Origin of the sequence: Bordetella genomosp. 5, assembly GCF_002261315.1 — a bacterium.
Classification (GTDB): Bacteria; Pseudomonadota; Gammaproteobacteria; order Burkholderiales; family Burkholderiaceae_B; genus Bordetella.
The window spans coordinates 294,674-317,377 of the sequence record NZ_NEVP01000010.1 but is presented as its reverse complement, the minus strand read 5'-3'; the positions used below and the strand labels follow the sequence as shown (position 1 = coordinate 317,377).

The 22,704-nt window shown below is 66.9% G+C and carries 23 protein-coding genes; 17 read left to right on the top strand and 6 right to left on the bottom strand.

The window, feature by feature from the left end; genetic code table 11:
* Positions 1-44 precede the first annotated feature (44 nt).
* On the bottom strand, positions 45-926 hold the full coding sequence (gene htpX / locus CAL25_RS16905; protein ID WP_094802103.1) for a protease HtpX: 882 nt from the start codon (positions 924-926) through the stop codon (positions 45-47).
* Positions 927-1,130: 204 nt separating this feature from the next.
* Here htpX and CAL25_RS16900 point away from each other — a divergent pair, with 204 nt between their 5' ends.
* Both CAL25_RS16900 and CAL25_RS16895 read left to right on the top strand, forming a co-directional pair.
* Positions 1,131-1,985, top strand: a complete 855-nt coding sequence (locus CAL25_RS16900) for a DMT family transporter (RefSeq protein ID WP_094802101.1) — start codon at positions 1,131-1,133, stop codon at positions 1,983-1,985.
* 54 nt (positions 1,986-2,039) lie between these two features.
* A complete protein-coding gene (locus tag CAL25_RS16895) occupies positions 2,040-2,888 on the top strand; it encodes a sulfurtransferase (RefSeq protein WP_094802099.1) in 849 nt (282 codons plus the stop codon).
* Between the two features lie 78 nt (positions 2,889-2,966).
* On the opposite strand, the gene CAL25_RS16890 is transcribed toward CAL25_RS16895, so the two are convergent.
* Together CAL25_RS16890 and CAL25_RS16885 are read right to left on the bottom strand one after the other, a co-directional pair.
* Entirely contained in the window at positions 2,967-3,536 is a 570-nt protein-coding gene (locus CAL25_RS16890) for a phosphonate degradation HD-domain oxygenase (protein ID WP_094802097.1), read from the bottom strand.
* A 24-nt stretch (positions 3,537-3,560) separates the two neighbouring features.
* The gene (locus tag CAL25_RS16885; protein WP_094802094.1) at positions 3,561-4,475 is read right to left on the bottom strand and encodes a LysR family transcriptional regulator; all 915 of its coding nucleotides are present in this window, start codon (positions 4,473-4,475) and stop codon (positions 3,561-3,563) included.
* Positions 4,476-4,641: 166 nt separating this feature from the next.
* Between CAL25_RS16885 and CAL25_RS16880 the strand changes: the two genes are divergently transcribed.
* The 5 genes from CAL25_RS16880 to CAL25_RS16860 are packed head-to-tail and all read left to right on the top strand — an operon-like array spanning position 4,642 to position 10,619.
* Positions 4,642-5,739 (top strand): putative 2-aminoethylphosphonate ABC transporter ATP-binding protein, encoded by a 1,098-nt coding sequence (locus CAL25_RS16880; RefSeq protein ID WP_094802092.1) that lies wholly within the window; start codon positions 4,642-4,644, stop codon positions 5,737-5,739.
* Positions 5,740-5,746: 7 nt separating this feature from the next.
* Entirely contained in the window at positions 5,747-7,495 is a 1,749-nt protein-coding gene (locus tag CAL25_RS16875) for a putative 2-aminoethylphosphonate ABC transporter permease subunit (RefSeq protein ID WP_094802090.1), read from the top strand.
* Between the two features lie 38 nt (positions 7,496-7,533).
* Positions 7,534-8,349 carry a phosphonoacetaldehyde hydrolase gene (gene phnX / locus CAL25_RS16870; protein ID WP_094802088.1) on the top strand — a complete coding sequence of 272 codons (816 nt, stop codon included), beginning with the start codon at positions 7,534-7,536 and terminating at the stop codon, positions 8,347-8,349.
* Between the two features lie 58 nt (positions 8,350-8,407).
* Positions 8,408-9,436, top strand: coding sequence for a putative 2-aminoethylphosphonate ABC transporter substrate-binding protein (locus CAL25_RS16865; protein ID WP_094802086.1), 1,029 nt, complete (start codon positions 8,408-8,410; stop codon positions 9,434-9,436).
* Between the two features lie 55 nt (positions 9,437-9,491).
* Positions 9,492-10,619, top strand: a complete 1,128-nt coding sequence (locus tag CAL25_RS16860) for a TIGR03364 family FAD-dependent oxidoreductase (RefSeq protein WP_094802084.1) — start codon at positions 9,492-9,494, stop codon at positions 10,617-10,619.
* Between the two features lie 81 nt (positions 10,620-10,700).
* Here CAL25_RS16860 and CAL25_RS16855 read toward each other — a convergent pair whose 3' ends face one another.
* From CAL25_RS16855 to CAL25_RS16845, 3 genes are all read right to left on the bottom strand, one after another.
* Positions 10,701-11,852, bottom strand: a complete 1,152-nt coding sequence (locus CAL25_RS16855; protein WP_094802082.1) for an aromatic ring-hydroxylating oxygenase subunit alpha — start codon at positions 11,850-11,852, stop codon at positions 10,701-10,703.
* 278 nt (positions 11,853-12,130) lie between these two features.
* On the bottom strand, positions 12,131-13,183 hold the full coding sequence (locus tag CAL25_RS16850) for an acyltransferase (protein ID WP_094802080.1): 1,053 nt from the start codon (positions 13,181-13,183) through the stop codon (positions 12,131-12,133).
* Between the two features lie 282 nt (positions 13,184-13,465).
* Entirely contained in the window at positions 13,466-14,437 is a 972-nt protein-coding gene (locus tag CAL25_RS16845; RefSeq protein ID WP_094802078.1) for a Bug family tripartite tricarboxylate transporter substrate binding protein, read from the bottom strand.
* A gap of 193 nt (positions 14,438-14,630) precedes the next feature.
* Between CAL25_RS16845 and CAL25_RS16840 the strand changes: the two genes are divergently transcribed.
* The 10 genes from CAL25_RS16840 (at position 14,631) to rplI (ending at position 22,556) form a co-directional block, all read left to right on the top strand.
* Positions 14,631-15,443, top strand: a complete 813-nt coding sequence (locus CAL25_RS16840) for an IclR family transcriptional regulator (RefSeq protein WP_094802076.1) — start codon at positions 14,631-14,633, stop codon at positions 15,441-15,443.
* Positions 15,444-15,510: 67 nt separating this feature from the next.
* On the top strand, positions 15,511-15,777 hold the full coding sequence (locus CAL25_RS16835) for an exodeoxyribonuclease VII small subunit (protein ID WP_094802074.1): 267 nt from the start codon (positions 15,511-15,513) through the stop codon (positions 15,775-15,777).
* 8 nt (positions 15,778-15,785) lie between these two features.
* Entirely contained in the window at positions 15,786-16,697 is a 912-nt protein-coding gene (locus tag CAL25_RS16830) for a polyprenyl synthetase family protein (RefSeq protein WP_094802072.1), read from the top strand.
* Positions 16,698-16,750: 53 nt separating this feature from the next.
* Positions 16,751-18,607, top strand: a complete 1,857-nt coding sequence (dxs, locus tag CAL25_RS16825) for a 1-deoxy-D-xylulose-5-phosphate synthase (protein ID WP_094802070.1) — start codon at positions 16,751-16,753, stop codon at positions 18,605-18,607.
* A gap of 177 nt (positions 18,608-18,784) precedes the next feature.
* On the top strand, positions 18,785-19,582 hold the full coding sequence (gene folE2 / locus CAL25_RS16820) for a GTP cyclohydrolase FolE2 (RefSeq protein ID WP_094802068.1): 798 nt from the start codon (positions 18,785-18,787) through the stop codon (positions 19,580-19,582).
* 180 nt (positions 19,583-19,762) lie between these two features.
* Entirely contained in the window at positions 19,763-20,680 is a 918-nt protein-coding gene (locus CAL25_RS16815; RefSeq protein ID WP_094802066.1) for a DUF817 domain-containing protein, read from the top strand.
* 220 nt (positions 20,681-20,900) lie between these two features.
* Positions 20,901-21,275 carry a 30S ribosomal protein S6 gene (rpsF, locus tag CAL25_RS16810; protein ID WP_094802064.1) on the top strand — a complete coding sequence of 125 codons (375 nt, stop codon included), beginning with the start codon at positions 20,901-20,903 and terminating at the stop codon, positions 21,273-21,275.
* 138 nt (positions 21,276-21,413) lie between these two features.
* Positions 21,414-21,737, top strand: a complete 324-nt coding sequence (priB, locus tag CAL25_RS16805; protein WP_094802063.1) for a primosomal replication protein N — start codon at positions 21,414-21,416, stop codon at positions 21,735-21,737.
* 75 nt (positions 21,738-21,812) lie between these two features.
* On the top strand, positions 21,813-22,085 hold the full coding sequence (gene rpsR / locus CAL25_RS16800; RefSeq protein ID WP_029579690.1) for a 30S ribosomal protein S18: 273 nt from the start codon (positions 21,813-21,815) through the stop codon (positions 22,083-22,085).
* Positions 22,086-22,100: 15 nt separating this feature from the next.
* Positions 22,101-22,556, top strand: a complete 456-nt coding sequence (gene rplI, locus CAL25_RS16795) for a 50S ribosomal protein L9 (protein ID WP_094802061.1) — start codon at positions 22,101-22,103, stop codon at positions 22,554-22,556.
* Positions 22,557-22,704: the final 148 nt, after the last annotated feature.

Here is a 22,704-nt window from a genome sequence, read left to right as displayed (position 1 = left end):
CGCGGCTGCGGCGCGGGGGCGTCGAGCCCCCCGGACGCGGTCGATCAGCTGGCGCGGCCGTTTTGCAGGGCGGCGATGCGCGACATGATCGGCGGGTGCGAGGCGAACAGCGCCGAGACCGCGCCACGGCCCGAAATGCCGGCAGCCTGGAAGGACTTGGGCAGATCGCCCGGCTCCAGACCGCCCAGACGGGCCAGCGCGTTGATCATCGGCTCACGCGCGCCCAGCAGCTGAGCCGAACCGGCGTCGGCACGGTACTCGCGCTGGCGCGAGAACCAGGCCACGATGATGGAGGCCAGGATGCCGAACACGATTTCACAGACGATCACGGTGATGTAGTAGCCGGGGCCGATGCCGCGTTCGGTGCGGAAGATGGCCTTGTCGACGAAGTAACCGACGATGCGCGCGAAGAACACGACGAAGGTGTTGACCACGCCCTGGATCAGGGTGAGGGTGACCATGTCGCCGTTGGCGATGTGCGCCACTTCGTGGCCCAGCACGGCGGTGACTTCTTCTTCGCTCATGCTTTCGAGCAGGCCGGTCGAGACGGCCACGAGCGAGTCGTTTTTAAACGCGCCGGTCGCGAACGCGTTGGGCGCGCCTTCGTAGATCGCGACTTCGGGGCGGCCGATGCCGGCCCGGTCGGCCAGCTGATGCACGGTGTCGACCAGCCAGGCTTCGCGCTGACTGCGCGGGGCGTTGGGGTCGATGACCTCGGCGCCCGTGCTGCGCTTGGCCAGCCATTTGCTCATCAGCAGCGAAATGAACGATCCGCCGAAGCCGATGACGAGCGAGAACACCAGCAGTGCGTTTAGGTTCAGGCCGTTGGCCGTGATGAACCGGTCGACGCCCAGGATGCGCAGCGTTGCCGACAGCACCAGCATGACGGCAAAGTTGGTAAGCAAAAACAGGAAGATACGCTTCATGCTTGATTGATTCCCTATGCGAGAGGTGGCGCGGACGTTCCGGACCCCGATCCGGACGGCGCGTCACCCGCTCCGTTTGTTTATGGTCCCCCGTTCGACCGTACGGCGAGCGTACGGTTCCCCGGAATGCCGGCGGGGTTTTACGGGGGGAGTATAGTATCGCTTTCCCCATCTTTACCCCTTTTCTCGAGCGGCAGCCCCCCCATGCAGGCACTTTGGATGTTAGTGGCGTCGGCCATGTTCGCCGTCATGGGGTCTTTCGTGAAGCTGGGTACCGAGCACGGGGCGTCCTTGCCCCAGATCGTGCTGTTTCGCGGTCTGCCCTCGGTGATCCTGTTGCTGCTGTGGGCGCGCGCCGCCCGCCAGTCCATCGTCCCCACCAGCTGGAAGCTGCACCTCTGGCGCAATGTGTCGGGGGTGTCGTCGATGTGGCTGGGGTTCTTCGCCATCGCCCATCTGCCGCTGGCCACCGCCACCAGCCTCAACTACACCGCGCCGCTGTTCATCGCCTGTTGGATGCTGGGGTGGGGCGGCACGCAACGGGATCCCGTTCGTATCGCCTCCGTCGCGCTGGGCTTCCTCGGGGTGATCACGGTGTTGCGGCCCAGCATCACCGATGACCAGTGGCTCGCCGCGTTGCTGGGCCTGTGCGCCGGCGCGATGTCGGCCGTCGCCATGTTGCAGATCCGCCAGCTCGGCCGTATCGGCGAGCCCGAGTGGCGCACGGTGCTGTTCTTCTCTGTCGGGGTGTGCCTGAGCAGCGCGATCGGCCTGCTCCTCGAGGGGTGGGGCCGGGCCGATCTGGAGGGTTACCTGGCGCTGCTGGGCGTGGGGGCGGCGGGACTTTTCGGCCAGCTCGCCATGACCCGCGCGTTCGGGCACGGCTCGGCGCTGCTGACGGCGGCGCTGCAATACACCACCATCATTTTTGCCGCACTCATCGGAATGGGCGTGTGGAACGATCACCTCGACACACTGGCCTGGATGGGCATGGGCCTGATCATTCTCGCGGGCCTGCTTTCGGTGTGGCGTACCATGCGGGATCCGGCCGGCGCCTGAGCGACGCCCACGGCGCGATCGTCCGGCCCGCCCGTTACTAGAAGGAAGCTTTCGATGTCCCAGACGCTGATTTCCGTTGCCGATCTCGCCGCCCGGCTGGGCGAGCCCGACGTGCGCGTGTTCGACGTGCGCCATGACCTGATGGACCATGCCGCCGGCCGCCGCGCCTTCGACGCGGCCCACATTCCCGGCGCGATCTACCTGGACCACGAAAAGGAGCTGGCCGCGCCCCGGACGGGCAAGAACGGCCGCCATCCTCTGCCCGAGCGCGGCGCGCTGGCCGGCCTGATGGCGGCGCACGGCGTGACGCCGCGCACGCTGGTCGTCGCGTACGACGCGAGCGGTGGCATGTATGCCGCCCACCTGTGGTGGATGCTGCGCTGGATGGGTCACGACCGCGTCGTCGTGCTCGACGGTGGCTGGCAGGCCTGGCAGGCGGCCGGGCAGCCCGAGGCGACGGGCCCGCAGGCCGCGGTGGCGCCGCGGCAGGACGTGACCGCCGCGCCGTCGCTGGCGCCGACGGTCGATGCCGACGCCGTGCTGGCCAATATCGACGCGCCCGCGTTCACGGTGATCGATGCCCGCGCGGCCAACCGCTACCGCGGCGAAGTCGAGCCGATGGACCCGGTCGCGGGTCACATTCCCGGCGCACTGAACCGCCCCAACGGCGAAAACCTCGCCGCCGATGGCCGCTTCAAGCCCGCCGATCAACTGCGCGATGAGTTCACCCGCCTGCTCGACGGCCGCGCGCCGGAGACGATCGTGCACCAGTGTGGCTCGGGCATCACCGCCTGCCACAATCTGCTGTCGATGGAAATCGCCGGCCTCGCCGGCTCGCGGCTGTATCCGGGCTCCTGGAGCGAATGGTGCAGCGATCCGGCGCGTCCGGTCGCCAAGGGTTGAGCGCAGCGCCGGGCGCGGTTCCCAAGCTTGAACCCTGCGCCCGGCGGCGCGTCAGCTCACCGCCACGAGGCGGGCGCGTCAGCTCACCGCCGCGAGGCGGGCGCGTTTGCTGATGCTCTCGGCCAGCTCCAGAAAGTGCACCAGCGATCCGGTGACCATGCCGGGCGACTTGGCCTGGTCGTCCCAGCGGCGCAGCTTGATCGCGTCGGGGGCGCCCGGTAGCGAGGCGAAGTCGAGCGCCTGACCGGCCTCGAAGGCGCCGCCCTGCAGCCGCAGGCTGCGGCGCGAGTCGTCGGACAGCATCATCGCGTAGCCGGGCTCGACATAGCAGAGATACCGCTTGGCCTCGACGTGCAGGCGGATCGGCTCGAGCACCTGCGCGTCGAACAGACCGCGCAGGAAGGGCAGCACGAAATACTGATGCTTGTCGTCCACGCCACGCAGCGTGGGTGTGTCGGGATCGTCGGCGATCAGGTGACCCAGATCGTGCAGCAGGCAGGCCGTGATCAAGGCCGCCGGAGCGCCGTTCTGCTCGGCCAGCGTCGCGGTCTGGAGGGCATGCTTCAGATGGCTAACCGGTTCGCCGTCGTAGGAGCGATGGCCGCGTTCCAGAAAGATGTGTTCGATGTCGTAGAGCGAGAGGGGCATGATGGACTCCGGGGGCCGGGCCGCTCAGGGCGCGGCGGGCGCTTCGGTGGGCGGCGCGTCGAGGACGCTCGGGGGCTCGGCGGCCAGGGGCGCCAGCTCGAGAAATCGCGCGATCAGTTGCACCGGTTGGCGTTCGCGCAGGCAATAGAGGTATTCGTGCATCAGGATGCGGGCATCGGCCAGCGCCAGCGCGGCGAGCTGAGGATGGGCCGGCACTTCGCGCGCCGGGATCAGGCTCAGCCCGAGATTGCACAGCACGGCCTGTCGGATCGATTCGCGGCTGCCGATTTCCAGCACGCGCGCGGGTGAGACGGCCGCATCGGCCAGGGCCTGCTCGGTGAGTTGGCGTGTCATCGAGCCGGGTTCGCGCAGCAGGAGGGTGTAAGGCGCGAGGTCCGCCAGGCGCACCTCGCCGCGGGCGGCCAGCGCGTGTTCGCGATGCACCACCACGCGCAGCGGATCCGCCGCGATCATGCGGCGGTACAGATGCTTGTCGTCGAGCGCATACGACGAGGTCGCCACGTCGATGCGGTACTCGTGCAAGGCCTGCAGCATGCTCTGCGAGTTGCCGATGCTGAGATTGAGCTCCACGCCGGGGTAGCGCTGGTTGTACTGGCGCACCGTCTCCATGATGTAGAAGGGGCCCGTGGCGCCCACCCGCAACTGGCCCTCGCGCAGCTCGCTGGCGTCGCGCAGGCGGAACTCGATCTCGCTTTCCTGTTGCACCAGCCGTTCGACCAGCGGCATCAGGCGGTGGCCCGCGTCCGACAGCCGCAGGCCGCGGCCCTGGCGGTGGAACAGTTCGATCCCATAGCGCGATTCCAGCTGGCGCAGTTGCCCCGTGACGGTCGGCTGGCTCACCCCGAGCTGGGCGGCCGCGCGCGTCACGGTGCCGCAGCGAGCCACGGCATAGAAGGATTTGAGTTCGGCGACGAGCAAGGAGGACGGCACGCCGGCGGCGTGTCCAGAAGGAGCAGGATCGCCAGTACACCAAAATAATTTGATGTTTTTATTACTGCATTTGCGCGAACTGTCATGGACGCTCAATGCGCCCTCCCGATACTGACCGCCAGGCACGAGGCCTGAGACGAGAACGGGAGGGGAAATGATCCACGGCAACGACACTTTTCTGTCGGTGCGCAATCTGGTGAAGCGCTACGGCGCTCACACCGCGCTGGCAGATGTGTCCCTGGATATTCGGGCGGGCGAACTGGTCTGCCTGCTCGGCCCCTCGGGCTGCGGCAAGACCACGCTGCTGCGCGCCATTGCCGGGCTGGATCCGCAGGACAGCGGCGTCATCGTGCTGTCGGGCCGCGATATCTCCCGGGCGGCGCCGGCCGAGCGCGACTACGGCATTCTGTTCCAGTCGTACGCGCTCTTTCCCAACCTGACCGTCGCGCAGAACGTCGCCTATGGGCTGAGCGGGCGGCGCGGCGAGCGCCAGCGCGTGGCGGCCCGCGTCGACGAAATGCTGGATCTGGTCGGACTGGCGGGCTCCGCGCACAAATTTCCCGGGCAACTGTCGGGCGGGCAGCAGCAGCGCGTGGCCCTGGCGCGGGCGCTGGCCCCGTCGCCGTCGCTGTTGTTGCTCGACGAGCCCATGTCGGCGCTCGACGCCCGCGTGCGCACCCATCTGCGTGCCGAGCTGCGCGCGCTGCAGCGCCGGCTGGCGATCACGACCCTGATGGTGACGCACGACCAGGAAGAGGCCATGGAAATGGCCGACCGGATCGCCGTGATGAATGGCGGCCGGATCGAGCAGTACGGCACCCCGCGGTCGCTCTACCGCAGCCCGGCCACGGCCTTCATCGCCGATTTCGTCGGCGAGGCGAACTGGCTGTCCTACGAAGGGGCTGACGGCGATTCCGTACGCGTCGGGCGGCAGACGCTGCACCTCGATGCGGCGGCGCCCGCCGCGCGGGGCCGGCTGTTCGTGCGTCCCGAGGCCATTCGGCTGAGTGCCGCGCCCGAGGCCGGCCAGGCCGGCGGCTCGGCGCCGGCGCCGAACACCTTCCTGGCTCAGGTCGAGGATGGCGTTTTTCTGGGTAGCCATTACCGCGTCGCGCTGCGCATCGACGGCATGCCGGGACACACCCTGCGTGCGGTGGTGTCGCCGCAGGCGGGCGATGGCCTGCTCGACCAACATGCTGCCGGCCGTTGCTGGGTGGAGCTGCCGCGTCATGCGCTACGTCCCTACGCTTGAGGCCCCGATGCCTCCGAACAAGGCCGACGCTGGCCGGTCCGCCGCCGCCGTTCCCGCCTTATCGCAATCGATCGCGCGCCGGCCGCTGCCCGGGGGCCTGGGCCGGAGTGCATTGCTGGCCGGGCAGGGCGCGTACGCGCTCGCGCTGATCGTGTTTCTCGCGCTGCCGCTCGCGGCCGTGCTGATGAATGCCGCGGCCGGCGACGCCGGCGGACGGGCGCTGCTGCGCGACATCGTGCTACAGGCCGACTTTCTTGCCATGGTGGGGCGCAGCCTGGCCGTGGGGCTGACGACGCTGGCGATCGTGGTGCCGTGCGCCTACTGCTTTGCCTACGGTCTGACCCGCACCCGGCTGCCCGGCAAAGGGCTCTGGCGCGTGCTGGCCCTGTTGCCGCTGCTCGCGCCATCGCTGTTGCCCGGCATCGCCCTGATTTATCTGTTCGGCAATCAGGGGTTGTTCAAGGACCTGCTGGGTGGCGCGACGATCTACGGCTTCTGGGGCATCGTCGCGGGAGAAGCCTTCTACACCTTCCCGCACGCGCTGATGATCCTCGTGACCGGACTGACGCTGGCGGATGGCCGCCTATACGACGCGGCGCGCGCCATGGGCGCCGGGCCGTTGCGCACGTTCCTGACGGTGACGCTGCCCGGCACGCGCTACGCGGTGTTCTCGGCGTGCTGCCTGGTCTTCACGCTCACGGTCACGGACTTCGGCGTGCCGAAGGTGGTCGGGGGCGACTACAACGTGCTGGCGATCGAGGCCTACAAGGCGGTCGTGGGCCAGCAGAACTTCGCTCGCGGCGCGGCGATCGGGCTGATGCTGCTGATTCCCGCCGTGCTGACCTTCCTGCTCGATCGCCATCTGCGTACGCGTCAAGGGGGCGGCCTGAGCGGCCGGGCGCAGCGATACGCGCCGGGACCGCATGCGGTGCGGGACGCAAGCTTTGTGCTTGCCAGTGCCGTGATCGCGGGGGCGCTGCTTCTGCTGGTGGGGGTGGCGGTATGGGCCTCGTTCATCAAGATGTGGCCGTACAACCTCTCGCTGTCGCTGCGCTCTTACGACTTCGACAATATGGATGGCGGCGGCTGGCTCGCCTGGCGCAACAGCCTGCAGCTCGCGGCCTCGACCGCGCTGATCGGCACGGCCGTGGTGTTCTGCGGCGCGTGGATGATGGAAAAGCTGCCCGCACGCGGCGCGGCGCGGGGTCTGCGCGGCGTGGTCAGCCTGCTCGCGCTCACGCCGATGGCGGTGCCGGGCCTGGTGCTCGGCCTGGGCTATATCTTTTTCTTCAACAGCCCGTCCAATCCGCTCAACGGTTGGTACGGCGGCATGGCGCTGCTGGTGGCCTGCACCGTCGTGCATTTCTATACCAGCGCGCACCTCACGGCGGTGACGGCGCTGGGGGCGCTCGACCCGGAGTTCGAGTCGGCCTCGGCCGCCCTCAAGGTGCCCGCCTTCGTGACGTTCTGGCGCGTGACGCTGCCCCTGTGTCTGCCCGCGGTGCTGGCCACCGCCCGCTATCTGTTCGTGTCCGCCATGACGACGGTCTCGGCCGTGGTGTTTCTGTACAGCCCTTCGACCGTGCTGTCGGCCGTGGCGGTGCTCAACATGGACGACGCCGGCTCGATCGGCCCGGCGGCCGCGATGTGCACGGTGATCATGGCCACGTCCGCCACCGTCGCGTTGCTCCTGCACGCCGCCAGCCACGCGCTGGTGCGCCGGACGCAGGCCTGGCGCCTCGCGCCGCGCGACTGAGCCCCCGTGTCTCTTTTCTTTCAACTGGACCCGCATTCATGACTGCATATCTTCCCCGGCTCGAGGCCGTGATCTTCGATTGGGCCGGCACGCTCGTGGACTTCGGCTCGTTCGCGCCCACCCGTGTGTTCGTCGAGGCCTTCGCGCAGTTCGGTGTCGCGATCACGCTCGAGCAGGCCCGAGGTCCGATGGGCATGGGCAAGTGGGACCACATCCGCGCCCTCTGCGATGAGCCTGTCATCGGGCGCCAATACGAGGCGCGCTTCGGCAGCCTGCCCGATGATGCCGCGGTGACGTCGATCTACGAGCGCTTCCTGCCGATGCAGCTCGAGAAGGTGGCGCAGTACTCCGACGTGATTCCGGGCGCGCTCGAGACGCTGCGCGCCGTGCGCGAGCGCGGCTTGAAGGTCGGGTCGTGCTCAGGCTATCCGGCGAGCGTGATGCAGCGCGTGCTGGCCCGTGCCGCGCAGGGCGGCATCGCGCCCGACTGCGTGGTGGCCAGCGACGAGGTGCCGCGTGCGCGCCCCGCGCCGGCCATGGCCCTGCACAACGTGATCGCGCTCGGCCTCGCCGATGTGGCGGGTTGCGTCAAGGTCGACGACACGGACGTGGGCATCGAGGAGGGCAGGCGTGCCGGCATGTGGTCGGTGGGCCTGCTGCTCTCGGGCAACGCCGCCGGCCTGACCCTGCAGGACTATCTCGCGCTCGACGCAGCGGGCCGCGAGGCCGCGCGCGAGCGTGCGCGCGCCGTGCTGGCGCCGGCCGCGCCGCATTACCTGATCGACACCGTCGCCGAGCTCCCCGACGTGCTCACCGATATCGCGGCCCGCCTCGCGCGAGGCGAACGCCCCTGATCCCGACGCTTGCAGCCGCACGGCTTCCCCTTTTTGCTTTCTCACCTGGAGCGACTCCATGTACCGGTTTTCCCGCTATTGCCTGCTGACCCTGGCGTTGAGCGCCGCCGCCACCGGCGCCGCCGTGGCCCAGACCACGCTCACCGTCTACACCGCCCTCGAGGCCGACCAGATCAAGGCCTATCAGGCCGCGTTCGAACGCGAGCATCCCGACATCAAGATTCAGTGGGTGCGCGATTCGACCGGCATCATCACGGCCAAGCTGCTGGCCGAAAAGAACAATCCCAAGGCCGACGTCATCTGGGGCCTGGCCGGCACCTCGCTGGGCCTGATGGACAAGGAAGGCATGCTGGAACCCTATGCCCCCAAGGGCCTGGATCAGATCGCGCCGCACATGCGCGATGCCAAGACCGTGCCGGCCTGGGTCGGCATGGATGCCTTCGCCGCGGCCCTCTGCTTCAACACCATCGAAGCCAAAAAGCAGAACCTGCCCGCGCCGACCTCGTGGCAGGACCTGACCAAGCCGGTCTATGCCGGCAAGATCGTCATGCCGAACCCCGCCTCGTCGGGCACTGGGTTCCTGGATGTGAGCGCCTGGCTGCAGATGTTCGGCGAAGAGAAGGGCTGGGCCTACATGGACGCGCTGCACAAGAACATCGGTTCTTACACGCATTCGGGATCCAAGCCCTGCAACCTGGCCGCCGCCGGCGAGTTTCCGATCGGGGTGTCGTTCGATTACCGCGCCGCCAAGCTCAAGGCCGACGGCGCGCCGATCGAGCCGATCTTCCCGTCGGAAGGCCTGGGCTGGGAAGTCGAAGCCACCGCGATCGTGCGCGGCACCAAGCACGCCGACGCGGCGCGCAAGGTCGCCGATTTTTCGGCCAGCCGGGCGGCCAACGAGCTCTACAAGGCGAATTTCGCCGTGCTCGCCATTCCGTCCGTGGCCACCTCGAATCCGCATCTCCCCGCGGATCTGGCCGCGCGCATGATCAAGAACGACTTCGTCTGGGCCGCGACCGAGCGTGATCGCATCCTCGCCGAGTGGTCGCGTCGTTACGACGGCAAGTCCGAGCCGCGCAAGAAGTGATTTTTCCCGGGCGCACGCGTGCGTGCGCCCCTTTCAACGCAGGACGAGAATTGAGATGAAGACATTCGACGCGATCGTCGTGGGCGGCGGCATGCTGGGCATGGCCCACGCGTGGGCCTGCGCCCGCCGTGGCCTGCGGGTGGCGGTGGTCGAGCGCGCCCGCCAGGCGCATGGCGCCACGATTCGCAACTTCGGTCAGGTGCTCGTGACCGGCCAGGCGCCGGGCGACATGGCGCGGCTCGCGCGGCAGACGCGCGAGCTGTGGCTGGGTCTGGCGCAAGGCGCCGGCTTTCATGTGCGGGCCAACGGCAGCCTGGTCCTGGCGCGCAACGCGCATGAGCAGGACGTGCTGGAGGAGTTCGCCGCCACGCGCCTGCAGGCCGAGGGCTATGCCGCGCAACTCCTGAGCGGTCGTGAGCTGGGCGCGCTGTACGACGGCCGCCTGGACCACCACTGCGCGGCGCTGCGGGGCACCGACGACCTGCAGATCTATTCGCGCGAGGCCTTGCCAGCCATCACCCGGCACCTCGAGCAGGACCTGGGCGTGACCATGATCACGGGCACGCTGGCGCGCCGCGCCGAAGGGGGCGAGGTGCACACGACGGCGGGGGAGCTGCGCGCGCCGCACGTGTTCGTGTGCCCGGGCCACGATTACCTCACGCTGTGGCCGGAGCTGTTCGCGCCGCTGGACCTGGAAGTGTCGCGGCTGCAGATGCTGCGGGTGGCGTTCGCGGGGCAGGGCTTCGCGCTCGATCGCCCCTTGCTGACCGGGCTGTCCTGCGTGCATTACGGCGCCTTCTCGGACCTGCCGAGCGCCGTCCGGCTGCGGCAGGTGTTCGAGGAACGCAGCCCGTTCCTGATGCGCGAGGGGATCCATCTGCTGGTGAGCCCCACGCCGCACGGCGAACTGATCGTGGGCGACTCGCATCGCTATGGCGCCGATGCGCCGCCGTTCAATGACGAGGCGGTCGACGACGCCATGCTGGCGCTTGCCTCGCAGGCACTGGGCGCGCCGCTGCGCGTGCTCGAACGCTGGCAGGGCGTGTACGGTGCGCACGGCCCCGCGCCGTACTCGGTGATGCGGGCCGATGCGCAGACCACGGTGGCGGTCATGCACTCGGGCGTGGGCATGACGGTGGGGCTGGCCTTGGGCGAGAATGCCGTGGCGCAGGTACTGGGCTGAGCCAGCCGCCGGCGTTACCCGAGAAAAACCCCGGCCAACGCACACGCTGGCCGGGGTTGTTCGGGCAGGAAGGAGGGCGTGTCAGGCGCCCGGCTCTTCCATGATGGTGCGATACCACTCGTGGAAGTGCTGCATGCCGTCTTCCATCGGCGACTGATAAGGCCCGGCTTCGTTCACGCCGCGCGTCATCAGGGCCTTGCGGCCGGCATCCATGCGCTCGGCGATCTCGTCGTCTTCGACCGCGGTTTCCATGTAGGCCGCGCGCTGTGCCTCGACGAACTCGCGCTCGAAAGCGACGATTTCTTCGGGGTAATAGAACTCGACCACGTTCACGGTTTCCTGCGGGCTCTTGGGGTAGAGCGTCGAGAGCACCACCACGTGCGGATACAGCTCGATCATGTGGGTCGGGAAATACGTGGCCCACACCGCGCCGAAGTCCGGCGCCTGACCCGCCCGGAAATCGAGCAGGCGATCATGCCACTGGCGATACACATCCGAACCCGGCTGCGCCAGGGCCTGATGCACGCCCACCTTTTGCAGGCTGTACCAGTCGTTGAATTCCCAGCTCAGGTCGTCGCAGGTCACGAAACGGCCCAGGCCCGGATGGAACGGCCCGACGTGGTAATCCTCCAGATAGACCTCGATGAAGGTCTTCCAGTTGTAATTGCACTGGTGCACTTCGACGTGGTCCAGCACGTAGTCGCCGAAATCGAACTCGGGCCGTCCGAAGAGCGGCGCCATGTCGGTGGCGGGGTCGCGCGGGCCCTCGAAGAGCAGGCCATGGCAATCGCGCAGCGTGTAGCGCTGCAGATTCATGCAGGGGGTGGACTCGAACTGGGGCGCGCCCAGCAGTTCGCCTTGATTGTTGTACGTCCAGCGGTGCAGGGGGCAGACGATATTGCCCCCGGTGCCTTTCAGCGAACCGCTGTTGTTCACATTGCCACTGACGTTACCTGCCTCGCCTCCCAGCATCAGAGCCTGGCGATGACGACACACATTCGAGATGAGTTCGACGCCTTTCTGGTTGCGAACCAGTACGCGTCCCCCGTTCTCCTGGACCAAAGTCCGCCAATCGCCAATCTCGGGCACGAGTTTTTCGTGGCCGACATAAATGGACGACTGCTTGAAAATGAGTTCTTGCTCGCGGGCAAAGCGGGCTTCGTCAAAATAGGCGCTGACCGGAAGCTGGGTGCGAGCTGGCACCACATGTGCCATCCGACCAATGTCGGTCATGATTCCCTCCGCTCGGATGAAAAAGCCAGGACGGTCAGGGCGCGAGTTTTATCTCTGATATGCCCGTCAGCCGTTCTGGCGCGAAGAAAAATCGGACTGGCCGATCCCAAACCTTGCATTGTACCCGAATACAGGGTTCAGGGGGCCAGGGCGGACGGGCGTAATCCCCGTGAATACTTGCTTTCCGGCGCGCGGGCCGATTATGTACGGTTAGCTTCAGTGCCGGCTGGCGGACCATGGCGCAGCTGCTGTCCGCGCCATTTTCCTGCCCTTCAAAACTAGACCAGCTTGCGCGTGAGTTTGTTCCCCCGCAGCAGCCACGCGGTCGCGAGCGACAAGGTGAACACGGCCAGGGCGAGCGCCGGCACGTGCCATGCCTGCGCCTGCGAGGGCGCGCCCACCCGGTGCGCCACGTCCAGAAAGACGGGATGCACGAGGTACACCCCGAACGTCAGCGGCGCCAGGTTGCGCAGCGCCGGCAGGCGGGGATTCGACACGATGCACTGGAAGGCCGCGAGCGACATGAAGGGCACCGTGATGCTGAAGTAATCGTAGAAATACAGATTGAGCGTCTGCGTATCGGAGAAGTGCGCGACGCCCCAGGCCGTCGCCGCGACGCTCAGCGCCAGTACCAGCGCCGGACGCGGGATCCGCAGTTCGCCGTCGAAAATCATGCGGCCCGCCACGAAGTAGCCCAGATACGGCAGGAACCACGTGAGGAAGAAGCCGTGCGGCGCGTTCAGCGCCTGGCGGTAGAGCGCGTCCAGAATGGCCACACTCAGAATGCCGACCACCCACAGGCGGCGCGCGGCCACGCTCGAACGCAGGTACAGGGCGCGCACCAGCGGGGCGAAGAGATACAGCCCCACGATCATGTACAGGTACCAGAGGTGGTAGTAGGGCTCGCCGGCCGCGACCTTGCGCGGCCAGAACGAAAAGTCCACCAGGCCGCCATCCCACCAGTCCAGGGCGCTGCGCCAGGTCAGGAAAAACACGGTCCAGAACAGCAGGGGGGCGCAGATCCGCGCGACGCGCCGGCTATAGAAGCTGCGCGCGTCCTGGGGCCGCGAGCCGTCCAGCAATAGCGCGCCGCTCACCATCACGAATACCGGCACGCACCAGCGGGCGGCGGAGTCGTAGAGGTTGGCCGCCAGCCAGGCATTGCTGCCGTAATTTGCCGGTTCCGACACGATGGAAGCGGCGCTGTGCAACAGCACGACCGCGAGCGCGGCGAGCCAGCGGGCGGCGTCGAGCCGGGCGTATCGGTCCGCATCCGGCAGCGCGTCGGGACGCGGGGCGGTGCGGGTGAGGGGCGAGGGCGGGTGAACCATGCAGCTCCTGGATGTTGCGTGTCGGCGACACCGAGTCCCGACCATATCAGCGCAACAGGGCCATCCTGTATCGAGCCGTTAGCGGCTGTGTTTGCCCTTGGTTACTGCAAGCCCCGTGCCTGCTGCCAGGGCCCGCGCCGCACGTTTCCATGTGGTTGCAAAGCGCCGCAATCGTTAACGCATTTGCCCGGCGCGTGCGTGGCGCATAAAAAAAGCCGCCCTGGGCCGGGCGGCGCGGGGCGGCAAAAGAACGGGAAACCGGCGGGTTCCCGCGGAATAGCCTTACTGCAGGACGATGTTGGCCTGCTTGATGAGCTGCGACACGACGGGCTGCTCGGTCTTCATCTTTTGCGTCAGTTCTTCGGCGGTGCCGGTGCGCGGGTCGATGCCCATGTCGAGCATGCGCTTGCGCACGGTTTCGTCCTTGAGCGTGTTCGCCAGGGCCGTCTGCAGGCGCGCCAGCACTTCAGGCGGGGTGCCCTTGGGCGCGACGAAGCTGAACCACGCGCTCATGTCGAACTTGGGGTAACCCTGTTCGGCCAGCGTCGGCAGCTTGGATTGCGAGGCGAGGCGGTTGGGGCTCGTGATGCCGAACACCTTGACCTTGCCGGCGTCGACCTGCGGCATGCCGGTGGCGACCATGTCGAAGAACAGATCCACGTCGCCGCTGATCACCGCCGGCAGGGCCTGGGTGGCGCCCTTGAAGGGCACGTGCAGGATGTCGATGCCGGCCTGTTCCTTGAACAGCTCGCCGGCCAGGTGCGACGACGTGCCGGGACCGAAGGTGGCGAAGGTCAGCTTGCCGGGGTTCGCCTTGGCGTAAGTGACGACGTCGCTCACGCTGTTGAACGGCTGCTTGGGCGAGGACAGCATCACCAGCGGGCCGATGCCGACCATGCCGATCGGGGCGAAGCTGTCCGGGTCGTACGGCAGCTCTTTATAGAGGAAGCGGTTGGTGACCAGCGTGGAGTTGGTCGCCATCAGGATCGTGTAGCCGTCGGCGTTTTCGCGCGACACATAGGCGGCGCCGATGGAGGTGCCGGCACCCGCCTTGTTTTCGACAATGATCGACTGGCTCAGGTCCTTGGCCATGCGTTCGGCCAGGATGCGCGTGAGCACGTCGGTGGCGCCACCCGCCGGGAACGGCGAGACGACCTTGATGGGGCGGCTCGGATAGGTGTCGGCCTGAGCGGCGCCGACGGCGGCGGCCGAGAGCAGCAGAGCGCTGCAGATCTTGAGCGTGGTGCGAAGCATACTTTTTCCCTTGTGCTGATTGTGCAAAACCCACCGCGAACCGGGGGAGGCAATGCTGTAACTGCGCACGGATAAGGCAAAAGACTGGCGCACTACGGCAAGGCTTTCCAAAACACGGCAGAACGGTTTAAATTCCGGAATACGAAATTTAATTTTGTTAGTTGAAACTAACTATAAAAATCCGAGACGCGAAATGCAACCTTTTTCCGATTCCCCCGGCGGGCCCGCCCGCCGCAAGCGCGCTTCGCTCGAGTCGGGGCGGTCTTCGCCGGAGTTCATCACCGCGCTGGCGCGCGGGCTGGATATCCTGCGCGTCTTCAGTCATGCGGGCGGACCGTTGGGCAATCTGGAGCTCGCGCGCGCCACGGGGCTGCCCAAGCCCACGATCAGCCGCATCACCTACACGCTGATCCAGCTGGGCTACCTGCGCTATCACACGGATACGGGCAAGTATTCGCCCGGCCATGCGGCGCTGGCCCTGGGCTTCGGTCTGCTCGCCGGTCTGGAGGTGCGCGAACTCGCCAAGGCCGACATGACGGCGCTCGCCGCCCAGACCGGCGCGGCCATCGCGCTCGGCACCTTCGACGGCGACGCGATGGTCTACGTCGAGGCGATCCACGGCTCGTCGGCGTTGTATCTGCGCCTGCCGGTGGGGTACCGCGCGAGCCTGGACACCGCGATGGGGCGTGCGCATCTGGCCGGTCTGACGCCGGCGCAGCGCGCGGAGCTGCTCGCGCAGATGGGCGCGCGGGCGCCGGGCAACGAGCTGATCGAGAACGCGCTGGCCGATATGGAGGCCACCGGCTGCTGCTTCGCGATCGGGCAATGGCTCTCCGGCATCAATGCGGCGGCCGTGCCGTTCACCGCGCTGACGGGGGAGGGGCGTTTCGTGCTGAGCTGCGGCGGCCCCGCGTCCCTGCTGTCGGAGCAGACCCTGCGCGAAGAGGTCGCGCCGGCGCTCAGGCAGATCGCCGTGCGGCTCTCGGGGAGCGCTGCCCAGGGGTGAGCGCGCGATTCCCGTACAATTCGGGGATCCAATCGAACAACCCCCTTTTCAGTGCCCGGAGACCCGCTTGGCCTCTACTAAGCAAGCCGATCCGCAGATCGATCCGTCTTCCCTGCCGCAGGATTTCGAAACCGCGCTCGCCGAGCTCGAATCGCTCGTGCAGACCATGGAAAACGGCTCCCTGCCGTTGGAGCAATCGCTGACCGCCTACCGGCGCGGCGTGGCGCTCACGCGCATCTGCCAGGATCGCTTGGCTCAGGCCGAACAGCAGGTCAAGGTCCTCGAGGGCGATTTGCTGCGCCCGCTGGATCCCGCGGCGCTCGACGACGACTGATTGCATCGATGACGCAGAACCATCTCGCTTTTCCTGACTGGCTGTCGGTGCGCGCGCAGCATGTCGAGCACGTGCTCGACGATTTCCTGCCCGCCGCCGACGTCCTGCCCGCGCGGCTGCACGAAGCCATGCGCTATGCGGTGCTCGGGGGCGGCAAGCGTGTGCGCGCCGCCCTGGTGTATGCCGCGGGCCAGGCGGTTCCGGTCTCCGGCAGCGCCGTGGCCGTGAACGCCTCGCTCGATCACGCGGCTGCCGCCGTCGAGCTGATCCACGCCTATTCGCTGGTCCACGACGACCTGCCGTGCATGGACGACGACACGCTGCGCCGTGGCCGTCCGACCACCCACGTGCAATTCGACGAAGCCACGGCGATGCTGGCCGGTGACGCGCTCCAGCCGCTGGCCTTCGAACTGCTGGCCCGCATGCCGATCGCGCCCGCGCTGGTCGGACAGGCCGTGCAGGTGCTGGGCCGCGCCGCGGGCAGCCTCGGCATGGCCGGTGGTCAGGCCATCGATCTGCTGAGCGTGGGCACGGTACTTGCCAGGGATGAGCTCCAGACCATGCACAGCATGAAAACGGGCGCGATGCTGGCCGCCAGCGTGGCATTGGGCGGCATCGTGGCGGGCGCGAGCTCGCAGGCACGGCAGGCGCTCGATGGCTATGCGCAGGCCGTGGGACTGGCGTTCCAGGTGGTCGACGACATCCTCGATGTCACGGCCGACAGCGCCGCCCTGGGCAAGACGCCGGGCAAGGATGCCGACGACAACAAGCCGACTTACGTGTCGCTGCTCGGGCTGGAGGGTGCGCGCGCCTTCGCCGGCGAGTTGCGGCAGACGGCCCTTCAGGCTCTCGGGCCGTTGGGTGATTCGAGTGCGCGCCTGGCCCAGCTGGCCGATTTCATCGTGCTGCGCGACCGCTGAAACCTTATCTGGCCGTGCGCCCTGCGCGCGGCCTCTCGAGACAACCATCAAGCATGACGACTGAATTCCTCGACCGCCTCCAACTTCCGGCCGAACTGCGCGAACTCGATCGCCGTGACCTGCGCAAGGTCGCGCAGGAGCTGCGGGAGTTCGTGCTGGCGTCCGTGTCCAAGACGGGCGGGCACCTGTCCTCCAATCTCGGCACGGTCGAGTTGTCTCTGGCGCTGCATTACGTGTTCGATACGCCGCACGATCGCATCGTCTGGGACGTCGGCCATCAGTCGTATCCGCACAAGATTCTCACCGGCCGCCGCGCCGGGATGGCCAAGCTGCGACAGCAGGGCGGCATTTCGGGATTCCCCAAGCGCAGCGAGTCGGAGTACGACGCGTTCGGAACCGCGCACTCCTCGACCTCGATTTCGGCCGCGCTCGGCATGGCCGTGGCCTCGCGCAACGCGGGCATCGAGCGTCAGCACATCGCGGTGATCGGCGACGGCGCGATGTCGGCGGGCATGGCTTTCGAGGCCATGAACAACGCCGGCGTCACCTCCGACGTCAATCTGCTGGTGATCCTGAACGACAACGACATGTCGATCTCGCCGCCGGTCGGGGCGCTCAACCGCTACCTGGCGCGCCTCATGTCGGGCCGTTTCTACGCAACCGCCAAGAACGTCGGCCGTGCCGTGCTCCAGCACGTGCCGCCGGTGCTCGAGCTGGCGCGCCGCTTCGAGGAGCATGCCAAGGGCATGGTCACGCCCGCCACGCTGTTCGAAGAGTTCGGCTTCAATTATGTCGGCCCCATCGATGGTCACGACCTCGATGCGCTCGTGCCGACGCTGCAGAATCTCAAGGCGCTGCGCGGCCTGCAGTTCCTGCACGTGGTCACCAAGAAAGGCCAGGGCTACAAGCTCGCCGAAGCCGATCCGGTGCTCTATCACGGCCCCGGCAAGTTCGATCCGGCCGTCGGCATCACGCCGGCCAAGACGCCCTCGCGCCGCACCTTCACCCAGGTCTTCGGCCAGTGGCTGTGCGATCAGGCCGAAGCGGATGAACGCCTGGTCGGCATTACGCCGGCCATGCGCGAAGGCAGCGGCATGGTCGAGTTCGAGAAGCGCTTTCCGCTGCGCTATTTCGACGTGGGCATCGCCGAGCAGCACGCCGTCACGTTCGCGGGCGGCCTGGCCTGCGAAAGCCAGAAGCCGGTCGTGGCGATCTACTCCACCTTCCTGCAGCGGGGCTACGACCAGCTGATCCACGACGTGGCCCTGCAGAACCTCGACGTGACGTTCGCGCTGGATCGCGCGGGCCTGGTGGGCGCCGACGGCGCCACCCACGCCGGCAACTACGACATCGCCTTCCTGCGCTGCGTACCGAACATGGTGGTGGCAACGCCGTCCGACGAGCGCGAGACCCGTCTCCTGCTCTCGACCTGTTACCAGTACCCCGGACCGGCCTCGGTGCGCTATCCCCGCGGCGCGGGCTGCGGCGCCGATCCCGGCACCGACCTCGAAACGGTGCCGCTGGGCAAGGGCGTGGTGCGCCGCCAGGGCGAGCGCATCGCGATTCTGGCGTTCGGCACGCTGCTGCAACCCGCGCTGGTTGCGGGCGAGGCGCTGGGCGCCACCGTCGTCGACATGCGCTTCGTCAAGCCGATCGACCGCGAGCTGCTGGCCGAGCTGGCCGCCAGCCATGCGGCTTTCGTCACCGTCGAAGAGGCCGCCATCATGGGCGGCGCCGGCAGCGCCGTGACCGAGGCACTCAACGAGGCCGGCATCACGATGCCGGTGCTTCAGCTCGGACTGCCCGACCAGTTCATCGATCACGGTGAGCAGGGCGCGCTGCTGGCCGGGCTGGGTCTGGATGCCGCCGGCATCGAGGCCTCGATCCGGCGCCGTTTTTCGGATCTGTGAAAACCCGGGCCGGCCCGCGGGCCGGCCGTTTGCCGCATGGACGCAACAGTGTGTCCCGGGCGGCGGCCTACGAATAAAAGGGTTTTCCCCATTCCCGCACCCGGATTGGGTAATAATGGTTCCCCGGTTAGATAACAGGGGGCTGGCTGTATCCCATCCGCCCTGACAGGTAACGACATGAATTCCCCGATCGATTCCGCCATCGTGATGCCCGACATCCAGAGCACGGCGGACACCCGACACATCCCGATCCAGCGCGTCGGCATCCGTGGCGTGCGCCACCCGATGCTGGTCGTCGGCAGCGACGGCGTGGCCCAGCCCACCGTCGCCAACTGGACGCTCACCGTGGCGCTGCCCTCCGAAGAGAAGGGCACCCACATGTCGCGGTTCATCGCGCTGCTCGAGAAGTACCGCACCACGCCCATGACCCCGGCGCTGTTCGCCGACATGTCGCGCGACATGCTGGGCTTGCTCCATGCCGAGCGCGGCGACATCACGGCGTCGTTCCCGTACTTCATCAACAAGTCCGCCCCGGTGTCGGGCGTGCAAAGCCTGCTCGACTACGAGGTCAAGTGGATCGCACGCGCCCAGGGCGACCAGGTCGAGTTCGAGCTGGTGGTGCTGGTGCCGGTCACCAGCCTGTGCCCGTGCTCCAAGGCGATCTCCGAATACGGCGCGCACAACCAGCGCTCGCACGTCACCGTCTCGGCCATTCTGTCGAGCGACATCGCGATGGACGCGGTGATCCGCATGGTCGAAGACGAAGGCTCGTGTGAGCTCTGGGGCCTGCTGAAGCGGCCCGACGAAAAGTACGTCACCGAACGCGCCTACGACAATCCGAAGTTCGTCGAAGACCTGGTGCGCGACGTGGCGGCACGCCTGAAGGCCCATCCGGCCATCGCGCGCTTCACGGTCGAAGCCGAAAACTTCGAATCGATCCACAACCACTCGGCCTATGCCGTGGTCGAGGGTTGAGCTTGTTCTGATGCAGGGCGGGCGCGGTGCCGGGCAGGGCCTGGTAGCCGTGCCGGCAGCAGCGGCCGCGGGAGATCCCGCGGCCGTCGTGTTTCCGGAGCGCGGCCGTCGCCGCGCCGGCGGCCCTGAAAAAGCCGGTCCCCCCTCCCCATACGCTGACTGACGCTACGGAATTTCACTATGCCGCTGGATCCGGCCGCCCGGGAATGGCCTCTGATCGCGCGTTGGCAGCAACGCGAGGGTGCGTTGGCCGATGCCTTCACGGGCGAGAGCCGATGGCGCACCGCCGTCTACGAGTTCGTGCGATTCGGCGTCAAGCAGGCGTGGGCCTGTCTGTTCGGCGGCCTGATGTGCGCGCTGCTGTTGGCGACCTTCTGGTGGTACCCGCAGGGGGCGGCGCTTGCCCGCTACGACTTCCTGACCCTCGCCGCGATCGCCATTCAGGGCGTGCTGCTCATGACGCGCATGGAAACCTGGGACGAGGCGCGCGTGATCCTGATGTTCCATGTGGTCGGCACCGCCATGGAGATCTTCAAGACGGCGGCCGGTTCCTGGCTCTATCCCGAGGCCAGTCTGCTGCGTCTGGGTGGGGTGCCGCTCTTCACCGGGTTCATGTACGCCGCGGTGGGCAGCTATCTCGCGCGGGTGTGGCGCCTGTTCGATTTCCGCTTCACCCGCCATCCGTCGTTGCGCGCCACGGCATTGCTGTCGCTGGCGATCTACGTGAATTTCTTCTCGCATCACTATGTGCCGGATGCGCGCTGGATCCTGTTCGCCTGGACGGCCTGGCTGTTTCGCGGCACCTGGGTGCACTTCCGGATCTGGCGAGCGCATCGCCGCATGCCGCTGTTGCTGGGCTTTGTGCTGGTGGCGCTCTTCATCTGGTTCGCCGAAAACATCGGCACCTTCGCGCATGCCTGGCGCTATCCCAATCAGGCGGCCGGCTGGCAGCTCGTGTCGCTGGCCAAGCTGGGGTCGTGGTTCCTGCTGATGATCATCAGCTACGTGATGGTGAGCGCGGTGAATCGCCCGATGCCCTATGGCGGGGCAGGGGCGCGCGAGCCGCAGGGCATGCCGGCGGCGGCCGCCGTTTCCTGATCGGGTGCCCTTCGCGCCACGTTCCTGGCCGAGTGGCCTTCGCGCGACGTCAGGTGACGATTTCGGGGACGATTTCCCGGCGGGCTGTGCCTTTTGCTTGCACATCGGCATCCGATGCGCGATAATCGAGAGCTTTCTTGCTCGCTCCATCTTCGATGGCGGGCTGCCCCTTGCGCAGGTTTACATGTTTCCGGCGCAAGACATCCTCAAGGAGTAATACATGCGTCACTACGAAGTAGTGTTTATCGTCCATCCCGACCAAAGCGAGCAAGTGCCCGCCATGGTCGAGCGTTATCAGGCACTCGTGACCGGCCAAAGCGGCACGGTTCACCGCCTGGAAGACTGGGGCCGCCGTCAACTGGCCTACCCGATCCAGAAGCTCGTGAAGGCGCACTACGTCTGCATGAACATCGAGTGCGGCCAAGCCACCCTCGACGAACTCGAGCACTCGTTCCGCTACAACGACGCTGTCCTGCGCCACCTGGTCATCAAGACCAAGAAGGCCGTTACCGCTCCCTCGATCATGATGAAGTCGGTCGAGCGTGAAGAAGCCCGCAAGGCGTCGGCTGAAGCCGCTGCCGTCCAGGCCGAGTAACTGACAATTCAGTGATCACGTCTTGGGCTGATGAAGCTCAGGACAGGCAGGTCCGAGACTGCGATCCGGCAAACGAGCTGATTGGCTTGAATGTCCGGGTGCAAAGTCTGGCGTCAGAGCCCTCCGGAAGCAACAGGCATGAACAAGCTGGTATTGAACGCGCGAGTCCTCGAATGTGACCCGCTGCGCCACACCCCGGCAGGACTGCCCGCTCTGGAGATGCTGCTGGGGCATGAATCGGAAGTGATCGAAGCGGGGCATCCGCGCCGCGTCGAACTGACGATCACCGCAGTGGCTTTGGGTGATATCGCCACGTTGATGGCCAACATCCCGTTAGGGACCGAACTGCAGGTAGAGGGCTTTCTGGCCCCGGCCCGCAAGGATTCGGTGAAGGTCAAGCTGCACTTGCAGCTGGCCCGCAGGTTGAGCGGCAGCGTGGGCAGGGATCCCCTCACGGCTTGAGCGCCAGGCAGGACCAGACAGATTACGGCGATACGGCTTCGGCCGGTCCCGACCCCAAACAAAGAGGCACATATCATGGCTTTCTTCGGAAAACGCAAAGAAAAACGCAAGTTCACGCAGCAGAACCCGCTGTTCAAGCGCCGCAAGTTCTGCCGTTTCACGGCCGCTGGTGTTGAAGAGATCGACTACAAGGATCTCGACACGCTGCGCGACTTCGTGCAAGAAAACGGCAAGATCATTCCGGCTCGTCTGACCGGTACCCGGGCTATCTATCAGCGCCAGCTGGACACCGCTATCAAGCGTGCCCGCTTCCTGGCTCTGCTGCCCTACACCGACAACCACAATTGATCCAGGGGGCCTGACATGCAAGTTATCCTGCTCGAAAAAGTCGTCAACCTGGGCAACCTTGGCGAAGTCGTGCGTGTGCGCGACGGCTATGCCCGTAACTTCCTGATTCCCCAGAAAAAGGCCCGTCGTGCGACCGACGCCGCCCTGAAGGAATTCGAAGCCCGCCGCGCTGAACTGGAAAAGATCCAGGCCGAGAAGCTGGGCGTTGCCCAAGCCCTGGGCGAGCGCCTGAACGGCTACCAGCTCAAGATCTCGCAGAAGGCCGGTGTCGATGGCCGTCTGTTCGGCTCGGTCACCAATGCCGACATCGCCGAAGGTCTGCGCAAGGCTGGTTTCGAAGGCGTCGAGAAGTCGCAGGTTCGCCTGCCCAACGGCCAGCTCAAGGCCGTCGGCGAGTACCCGGTTCAAGTTGCCCTGCACGCTGACGTGCTGGTCGACGTGACCGTCCTGGTCGAAGGCGAAATGGCCTAAAGCCATTGCCCGCACAGGCATGAAAAAAGCCGGCCTCGTGCCGGCTTTTTTTCTGTCCCGCGCGGCGCGCGCAGGGCGCCCGCCACCGCGCCGGCGCCGCGCGACGTGCTTTCATCCGCATGGCGGATAATGCGGGATTCCGCATACG

Bases quoted from the DNA above. Each gene is read 5' to 3' on its own strand.
- priB (WP_094802063.1), top strand. From the start codon at position 21,414: ATGAACAAGCTGGTATTGAACGCGCGAGTCCTCGAATGTGACCCGCTG.
- CAL25_RS16840 (WP_094802076.1), top strand. From the start codon at position 14,631: ATGCAACCTTTTTCCGATTCCCCCGGCGGGCCCGCCCGCCGCAAGCGC.
- rplI (WP_094802061.1), top strand. From the start codon at position 22,101: ATGCAAGTTATCCTGCTCGAAAAAGTCGTCAACCTGGGCAACCTTGGC.
- CAL25_RS16845 (WP_094802078.1), bottom strand. From the start codon at position 14,437: ATGCTTCGCACCACGCTCAAGATCTGCAGCGCTCTGCTGCTCTCGGCC.
- rpsR (WP_029579690.1), top strand. From the start codon at position 21,813: ATGGCTTTCTTCGGAAAACGCAAAGAAAAACGCAAGTTCACGCAGCAG.
- CAL25_RS16850 (WP_094802080.1), bottom strand. From the start codon at position 13,183: ATGGTTCACCCGCCCTCGCCCCTCACCCGCACCGCCCCGCGTCCCGAC.
- CAL25_RS16830 (WP_094802072.1), top strand. From the start codon at position 15,786: ATGACGCAGAACCATCTCGCTTTTCCTGACTGGCTGTCGGTGCGCGCG.
- CAL25_RS16875 (WP_094802090.1), top strand. From the start codon at position 5,747: ATGCCTCCGAACAAGGCCGACGCTGGCCGGTCCGCCGCCGCCGTTCCC.
- CAL25_RS16865 (WP_094802086.1), top strand. From the start codon at position 8,408: ATGTACCGGTTTTCCCGCTATTGCCTGCTGACCCTGGCGTTGAGCGCC.
- rpsF (WP_094802064.1), top strand. From the start codon at position 20,901: ATGCGTCACTACGAAGTAGTGTTTATCGTCCATCCCGACCAAAGCGAG.
- CAL25_RS16855 (WP_094802082.1), bottom strand. From the start codon at position 11,852: ATGACCGACATTGGTCGGATGGCACATGTGGTGCCAGCTCGCACCCAG.
- dxs (WP_094802070.1), top strand. From the start codon at position 16,751: ATGACGACTGAATTCCTCGACCGCCTCCAACTTCCGGCCGAACTGCGC.
- CAL25_RS16860 (WP_094802084.1), top strand. From the start codon at position 9,492: ATGAAGACATTCGACGCGATCGTCGTGGGCGGCGGCATGCTGGGCATG.
- CAL25_RS16815 (WP_094802066.1), top strand. From the start codon at position 19,763: ATGCCGCTGGATCCGGCCGCCCGGGAATGGCCTCTGATCGCGCGTTGG.
- CAL25_RS16890 (WP_094802097.1), bottom strand. From the start codon at position 3,536: ATGCCCCTCTCGCTCTACGACATCGAACACATCTTTCTGGAACGCGGC.
- folE2 (WP_094802068.1), top strand. From the start codon at position 18,785: ATGAATTCCCCGATCGATTCCGCCATCGTGATGCCCGACATCCAGAGC.
- phnX (WP_094802088.1), top strand. From the start codon at position 7,534: ATGACTGCATATCTTCCCCGGCTCGAGGCCGTGATCTTCGATTGGGCC.
- CAL25_RS16900 (WP_094802101.1), top strand. From the start codon at position 1,131: ATGCAGGCACTTTGGATGTTAGTGGCGTCGGCCATGTTCGCCGTCATG.
- htpX (WP_094802103.1), bottom strand. From the start codon at position 926: ATGAAGCGTATCTTCCTGTTTTTGCTTACCAACTTTGCCGTCATGCTG.
- CAL25_RS16880 (WP_094802092.1), top strand. From the start codon at position 4,642: ATGATCCACGGCAACGACACTTTTCTGTCGGTGCGCAATCTGGTGAAG.
- CAL25_RS16895 (WP_094802099.1), top strand. From the start codon at position 2,040: ATGTCCCAGACGCTGATTTCCGTTGCCGATCTCGCCGCCCGGCTGGGC.